This is a genomic window from Pseudomonas sp. DE0157 (assembly GCF_007678615.1).
Classification (GTDB): Bacteria; Pseudomonadota; Gammaproteobacteria; order Pseudomonadales; family Pseudomonadaceae; genus Aquipseudomonas; species Aquipseudomonas parafulva_B.
In genome coordinates, this window is record NZ_VEJN01000028.1 from 1 (window position 1) to 6,301 (window position 6,301).

Sequence of the window (6,301 nt, forward strand, 5' to 3'; positions counted from 1 at the left end):
AGAACCGCCGGATCGTCACGCGCTTCGACAAGCTCGCAAAAAGTTACGCCGCGATGGTTTCGCTGGCTTGTGTCCTGTGGTGTATGCGACGGCTTTTTTCAGACAGAGCCTAGGTGATACCGCATGCAAGTGGCCCATGAGTAACCTGCATGCAGGGGAGCATTGACCTTACTGACGACATCCTTCGAGGATGACCGTTTTCGACCCATGGCGGCCATTCGCGGAGGCCAATAAACGGCCTATTGCCCCCCTTCGACCCTATCGCTCGATAGGTGATCATGGCGCACTTCGATACAGATATGGCCTAGTTCGAAGCTACCATCTTGGCCCTGTGGGGCTATTCCAAGCGTTGCTACAGTGGGCTCCAACAACCATCCACCCACTACGAGCAACTACCCCATGAACAACCGCCTTGATTACTTCAAACTGTCTCCCCAAGCGTCCAACAAACTGGTGGAGCTCACCCTGCAACTGAGCAAGAAGCCGCTACTGGCCGATCTTGCCCACCTGATCATGTTGCGCGCTTCGCAGCTCAACGGCTGTTCGTTCTGCGTGGATATGCATGTGAAAGAGGCCAAGATCCATGGCGAGCGCGAGCTGCGTCTTCACCACGTGGCCGTCTGGCGTGCGTCACAGCTGTTTTCGCCAGCAGAGCGGGCGGCGCTGGAGTGGACTGAAGCCCTGACCCAACTGCCGCCTCATGGTATCTCCAACAGCCTGTATGCGAGGGCGCGTGAGCAGTTTTCCGAGCAGGAGCTGTCGGATTTGTCGTTCCTAATCGTCGCCATCAATGGCTGGAATCGCCTCAATGTGGCTTTCCAGGCGATCCCGGGCTCGTCCGATGAACTCTTCGGCCTGAACAAGGCCAACCTCAACTGAGTAACTTGCTGATCAACGCGCCAAGCTGCTCGCCTGGAGCAGTCGTGGCGCAGTTGGTAAAACTCAGGAGCAGACCTGACTGACGCTGCGATGAGGCAGCCCAGCGCGACAACGCTTGTACCGACATGCCCCTCGCCAGCACCTGCTCGGCCAGGGCGATGTCGCTTACGTCCTCCGGTAAACGCAGTACCAGGTGCATACCGCCTGGCGAGCGTTCCACCTGCATACCCTTCGGCAAACTCCGCTCCAGTGCTTCGATGGTCAATGCCCGTCGCTCGTTGTAGAGGCGGCGCATGCGTTGGATATGCCGAGCGAAGTGTCCCTCGGCAACGAACTCCGCCACCAAAGCCTGGGTAATTGACGGTGACCCGGCAGCAAACAAGGCCCGTCCGACGCGCTCGAACGCTGCCACCTGCGCCTGCGGCACCACCAGATAAGCCAGGCGAATACCGGGAAACAGCACCTTGCTGAAGGTGCCGGCATACAGCACGCGCCCATGGCGATCCAAGCTGGCCAGCGCTGGAAGTGGACGGCTGACGTAGCGGTACTCGCCGTCGTAATCGTCCTCGACAATCCAGCCACCGGTGCGGGCAGCCCAATCGAGTAGCAGTTGGCGGCGTGGCAGTGACAGTGCCATCGACAGCGGGCTCTGATGCCCTGGTGTCACCATGACAACCTGAGCAGCCCGAGAACCCGCGATGGCGTGTTCTACGTTCATGCCTTCTGCATCAACCGGCACCGCTTCCAGGTCCAGGCCGAACTGGCGAAGCACCTGGCGCGTAGTGGGATAGCCCGGGTCTTCCACCCAGGCGCACTCGCCTGGCTGCAACAGGGTATGTGCGACTAAGGACAGGCTATTGCGCCAACCGCTGGTGATAAACACCTGATGGGCACCGCAATCGATACCTCGGGACACCTGCAGATACGAAGCAATGGCGCTGCGCAACGCTGCCAGGCCGTGGGGTGCTGGATAGTCCAGATCTCCCAGACGCATCCCACGGAGATACCGAGCACCGAGACGCGCCCATATCTTGCGCGGAAATGCATCCAGCGCCGGCACCCCCATCTGGAACGGCAACAGCTGCGGTGGACGCCAGAGCGAATCAGGCGCGTCTTCGATCACTTGGCTGCTGACTGGCAATACGGTAGCCGCTGACACAGGCTTCTGCAGTTCAGGATTGATTACGGTGCCTTTCTGCCCGAGCGCCAGGAGGTACCCTTCGCTGGCCATCAGCGAATAGGCCAGTTCGACGGTGCCACGTGCCACCCCCAGATCCTTAGCCATGGCGCGCGCCGACGGCAAGCGGTCACCGGGTGACAACGTGCCAGCGGCAACGGCAGCCAGCACGCGGTCGTACAGTTGACGATACAGGGGCAAGGCGGACTGCTCTTCCAAGGGAGCAAAAGGCGGCTTGGGGGAGGTCATCATGGCCTAGTTCATATCCCATTTCTTGGCTCAATCAAGTGGGTCAATGGTAGTCCAATATAGCGCCATCACCTACTGATGAGGGCAACTACCATGAAATTCCCTTTGCACAACTTCATACCCAGCGTGCTCGACCTGGCCGACACCGCCCTGCGTCCCTTGGACAGCACCCATGACCTGTGCAGCGCATTCCCGGTAATGCAGCAATTGCGCCCTCATCTGATGAGCGAAGCCGACTTCGTCAGCCGCATCGAGCGTATGCGCCTTGAAGGCTATCGCTTGATCGGCGCTTATGACGCAGGCGTTCTTGTAGCACTGGCTGGTTACCGCTTTCAGGAAAACCTGGTCTACGGCGCATTCCTGTATGTCGATGACCTTGTAACCGCCGAGGCTCAGCGGGGTGGCCAGTGGGGATCGCGCTTATTGCAAGCCTTGGAACGACTGGCGCGCGCCAGCGGTTGTGCACGCCTTGTGCTCGACACGGGTTTGGCCAACGCCCGCGCGCAACGTTTCTACTTCCGTGAAGGCCTGTTGACGGGTGCACTGCGCTTTCAGAAACAGTTCGATACGCCATAACCCGCACGCACATCCAAGGAGGCGAACCTCATGACATCGTCACAACAGCCACTTGCTCCTTTGCGCATTCTTCGCCTGGTCGCCAGCCCCAATGCAGAGGCTTCGGAAAGTCTGAAGCTGTCCCAGCAGATCCTGTTCGCCTTGGCCACCGAGGCCGGCAGAAGGGGTATCCAGTTGACCGATTTAGACCTCAACACCGTGGCCCCAGTCGATGCCCCTTACGCCCAGGCATTAGCGAATCAGCGCGTAGTCACGGCAAGTGGGCGGGACAGTACGTTGAGCCGTTCCAACGAATTGATCGACCAACTGCAAGCCTGCGACGTACTGCTGATTGCCACGCCGATGCACAACTACAGCGTTCCCGCTCCACTCAAGATGTGGATCGACCACGTGGTACGCGTGGGCAAAACGTTCGTGGTCACCGCCAAAGGCAAAGTCGGAAATCTGAAGGATCGTCCGGTTTACGTCGCAATCGCTAGCGGGGGCTACATCAGCGGCCCACAGGCCCGTCAGCCGGACTTTCTGCGCCCCTACCTGTCCGCCGTCCTTGCCACCATCGGTCTCACTCAGGTGCATTACTTCACCGTTGAGGGTACCGCCAAGGGAGTGGAGTCACTGAATACTGGAAGGGCAACAGGGTACGGTGATGTGCAGGCGTACTTTGTTAGGCATAGCTGTCGAGTGGATCAAGTCTAAAGTCCGCTTCAGGGCCGACATCTATTCCAAGCGTTTAGATTTGCATCTCAACTGGGCCGCATGCCAACAAGCGGCCACGCTCTTCATCGCTCATACAAAGGAAAAGAAATCATGAATCGTCTCAATTGGTTTGAAGCTTCGCCTGGTGCAGCTAAGGCCCTCGGCGGCCTGCATCATTTCGTGACCACCGCGACAAATTTGCCAGCCTCGTTGATCCACCTCGTGTTTCTCAGAGTGTCTCAAATCAATGGCTGCGCTCATTGCATTGATCTTCACTCACGCGATCTGATCAAAGCAGGTATGTCAGTGGACAAGGTGCTGTTAGTACCGGTATGGCATGAAGCGCAATATTTGTTTGCGGATCAGGAGCGCTCAGCACTGGCTTGGGCGGAAGAAGTCACCAGGGTAAGCGAGACACAGGTATCCGACGAAGCTTATGCAGCCGCATCGGCGATGTTTGCACAAAAGGATCTTGTTGACCTGACAGCGGCGATTGCCGCAATGAATGCGTTCAACCGTATGGGCGTCAGCTTCCGACTCAAACCTGCGGCTAGGGCTTGATGACGTAGTGACTCGGCCTGGAGAGGTAATACTTCGGAGACGGCACCTCGCTCCTATCGCGTACCGTCTGCTTTAGGCCAATTGCTGCCCTTTCCGAACGACCGCTATGGGTCGAAAGCTGCCGTACGTGACAGGCCGCTATCGACCCAAAGCGTACGTTCGTGGAGGGCAGCAAACGGCCAGAAGCTGCCATTCACCTCAAGCCAGTGCCAGCCAGACTCCCCCCACTAGGCGATAACGCCATACCTAGACCCCGCCTAGTCGTTCATTTAGTAAGCAAAACATCTCCATATGCAGTCATTCCAAGCGAATATTGCGGACGCTCTCCGAGCCTACGGGCGACCTCCTCGTTGGCCCTTTTTGTCGCATGGAGAACTGTCGAGCCTGCTTCCCACTCTCGAAGGAATGGCTCAAGCCAGTTGTAGGTCACTTTTACGTCCAGCGGCCAAGGCGAAGCGATAACCACTCTGCACCCTTTGTCCAAAAGTAGCTTGGGCAGACCTACAGTTGTATTTCCCCAAGGGTGTTTGTCAATTCGGCCTCCGCTGCATACGAAAAGAATCACCACCTCAATCCCTGCAAGTGCAGCGGCGAGTGCTATAGGCGCCTCGAAGAGGCTATCTTCATCCCGAATACTATGGATGTACCGTCCCTCTGCAGTCAGCCCGCCATGCGCCGTAACCACTGCAAGCCCAGCATCAGACAAGTCAGGTGGAAGTCGCCGCCCAGTGTCGACGGTGAATCCGAAGTCTTCGAAGGTGCCACCAAGTCTTTCAAGCGCCTTGCCCAGCGTACCATTTGCCTCAGGGCCTTCTTGAGAAGAGATCCAAGCTCTTTTGCCGCTGCGCATACTGGTCCTAGCCATTGAGAGCCAGGTAAGCGAAGGCGTTATCCCTACCGCTGTCGTAGTGCCCAAGAAATATGGGAATCCCTCATCCTCAGGCGTCACTAGCCCGAGGTTCACGGTCAATTGCTGCAACATCGGTTCTGCTATCACCAAAAGCGATGCGGGGGCAGGAAGCCGCACATCTAACCGCTCCATCGTGATAAAGAACTCGTTGTCTCCATCCGCCGCATCAACATAGCCATATTGGCGCGGATAGTCCTCCAGCCACGCTAGCATCCGCAAACGGAAGGAACGGTCATGCCGAGGTTGCTCAATGAACTGAACGTGTCCGTTGGAAGCGTGGGTTACGACCAGCTCGCCGGCACTGTCCAGCCCCAGAAAAACCACATCTAGGCCCGCGCTGTTAAGCGACTTCGCATAGTGGGCTGGCCAACCAACTTCCATAGCAGGCGGGTGCGCTGGCAATGCAACAGCGTGATCCGCGAGAAGCTCGACGGCTAGCGCTTTGTCCTCCGCAGAGGCAGGTCGTCCAACTTGGTCGTTCAATAGTCGACGAGCCGCCACTCCAACAATTTCAAAATACCGGCGGCATCTGCTGCATAGAGCGCTCGCTGCACTTGATTGAACATTGCGGTAACGTCCGCCGCAGATGGCGCGTCAGATGAGACAGTTTCCACCAATTGAGAAGCCTGCCGTCCTAATAACGCGAGCCCGGCCTTCAGCAGGTCGAGAGTGCTTTCGTCTACCTGTACAGCTGCTGCTTTGGCTTTCTGAACCGCCTGCCCCAACATGACTACCAACGGGAGTAGTAAGCTTCGGTCAGTCATGGCGCGTTCACAACCGTTAGACAACCCACTCACAATCGCTGCGATTTCGTCATTCTGGCTGCTGCCTACCTCCATTAGCCGAAGGCTCATTTCAATTGCTACGATTCGAGGATCGTTCTCCGCATCGAGCCCTAGATCGCCCGCTAGCTTTTTTAGTGTTGGCAGAAAACCACGTGCTATTTGGAATAGCCCAAGGTCACGCAGAACGCGGATTGCCGCATGAACCTCTTGTCAGAGGTCGGCCTTGCTCACCGGGGCATTGGTAGCCAAGGCACATGCGAGCCCGACTAATGCCTCAGCCATATTGCGGCAGCGGTGATAGGTATCTGCGAAGCCCAGCCAAGCCAGCCTCCGGCGGAGCGCATTTCCCTGCCCCATCACGAGACTCTGTCTGAAAAAAGCCGTCGCATACACCGCAGGACACAAGCCAGCGAAACCATCGCGGCGTAACTTTTTGCGAGCTTGTCGAAGCGCGTGACGATCCGGCGG

At 57.6% G+C, this 6,301-nt stretch carries 7 protein-coding genes and 2 pseudogenes; 5 read left to right on the forward strand and 4 right to left on the reverse strand.

From position 1 onward, the window contains the following. Positions 1 to 113 (forward strand): annotated as a pseudogene (locus FS777_RS21080) (IS5/IS1182 family transposase); the annotation flags it as partial. Between the two features lie 286 nt (positions 114 to 399). Beyond that, the gene (locus FS777_RS21085; protein WP_145257550.1) at positions 400 to 879 is read left to right on the forward strand and encodes a carboxymuconolactone decarboxylase family protein; all 480 of its coding nucleotides are present in this window, start codon (positions 400 to 402) and stop codon (positions 877 to 879) included. On the opposite strand, the gene FS777_RS21090 is transcribed toward FS777_RS21085, so the two are convergent. Continuing rightward, positions 872 to 2,308 (reverse strand): PLP-dependent aminotransferase family protein, encoded by a 1,437-nt coding sequence (locus FS777_RS21090; RefSeq protein WP_058639945.1) that lies wholly within the window; start codon positions 2,306 to 2,308, stop codon positions 872 to 874. The genes FS777_RS21085 and FS777_RS21090 overlap by 8 nt on opposite strands. 90 nt (positions 2,309 to 2,398) lie before the next feature. On the opposite strand from FS777_RS21090, the gene FS777_RS21095 reads away from it, so the two are divergent. The 3 genes from FS777_RS21095 to FS777_RS21105 all read left to right on the forward strand — a co-directional run bounded on the left by FS777_RS21095 (position 2,399) and on the right by FS777_RS21105 (position 4,138). Continuing rightward, positions 2,399 to 2,881: a GNAT family N-acetyltransferase gene (locus FS777_RS21095; RefSeq protein WP_058639946.1), complete on the forward strand. Its 483-nt coding sequence runs from the start codon at positions 2,399 to 2,401 to the stop codon at positions 2,879 to 2,881. Positions 2,882 to 2,911: 30 nt separating this feature from the next. After that, positions 2,912 to 3,577: an FMN-dependent NADH-azoreductase gene (locus FS777_RS21100; RefSeq protein WP_145257552.1), complete on the forward strand. Its 666-nt coding sequence runs from the start codon at positions 2,912 to 2,914 to the stop codon at positions 3,575 to 3,577. Positions 3,578 to 3,688: 111 nt separating this feature from the next. After that, entirely contained in the window at positions 3,689 to 4,138 is a 450-nt protein-coding gene (locus FS777_RS21105) for a carboxymuconolactone decarboxylase family protein (RefSeq protein ID WP_058639948.1), read from the forward strand. 265 nt (positions 4,139 to 4,403) lie between these two features. Here FS777_RS21105 and FS777_RS21110 read toward each other — a convergent pair whose 3' ends face one another. The 3 genes and pseudogenes from FS777_RS21110 to FS777_RS21120 all read right to left on the reverse strand — a co-directional run. Continuing rightward, positions 4,404 to 5,429, reverse strand: coding sequence for a CHAT domain-containing protein (locus tag FS777_RS21110; RefSeq protein WP_145257555.1), 1,026 nt, complete (start codon positions 5,427 to 5,429; stop codon positions 4,404 to 4,406). Positions 5,430 to 5,527: 98 nt separating this feature from the next. Next, positions 5,528 to 5,887 carry a hypothetical protein gene (locus tag FS777_RS21115; RefSeq protein WP_145257559.1) on the reverse strand — a complete coding sequence of 120 codons (360 nt, stop codon included), beginning with the start codon at positions 5,885 to 5,887 and terminating at the stop codon, positions 5,528 to 5,530. Between the two features lie 302 nt (positions 5,888 to 6,189). Further along, positions 6,190 to 6,301, reverse strand: a pseudogene (locus tag FS777_RS21120) (IS5/IS1182 family transposase); the annotation flags it as partial.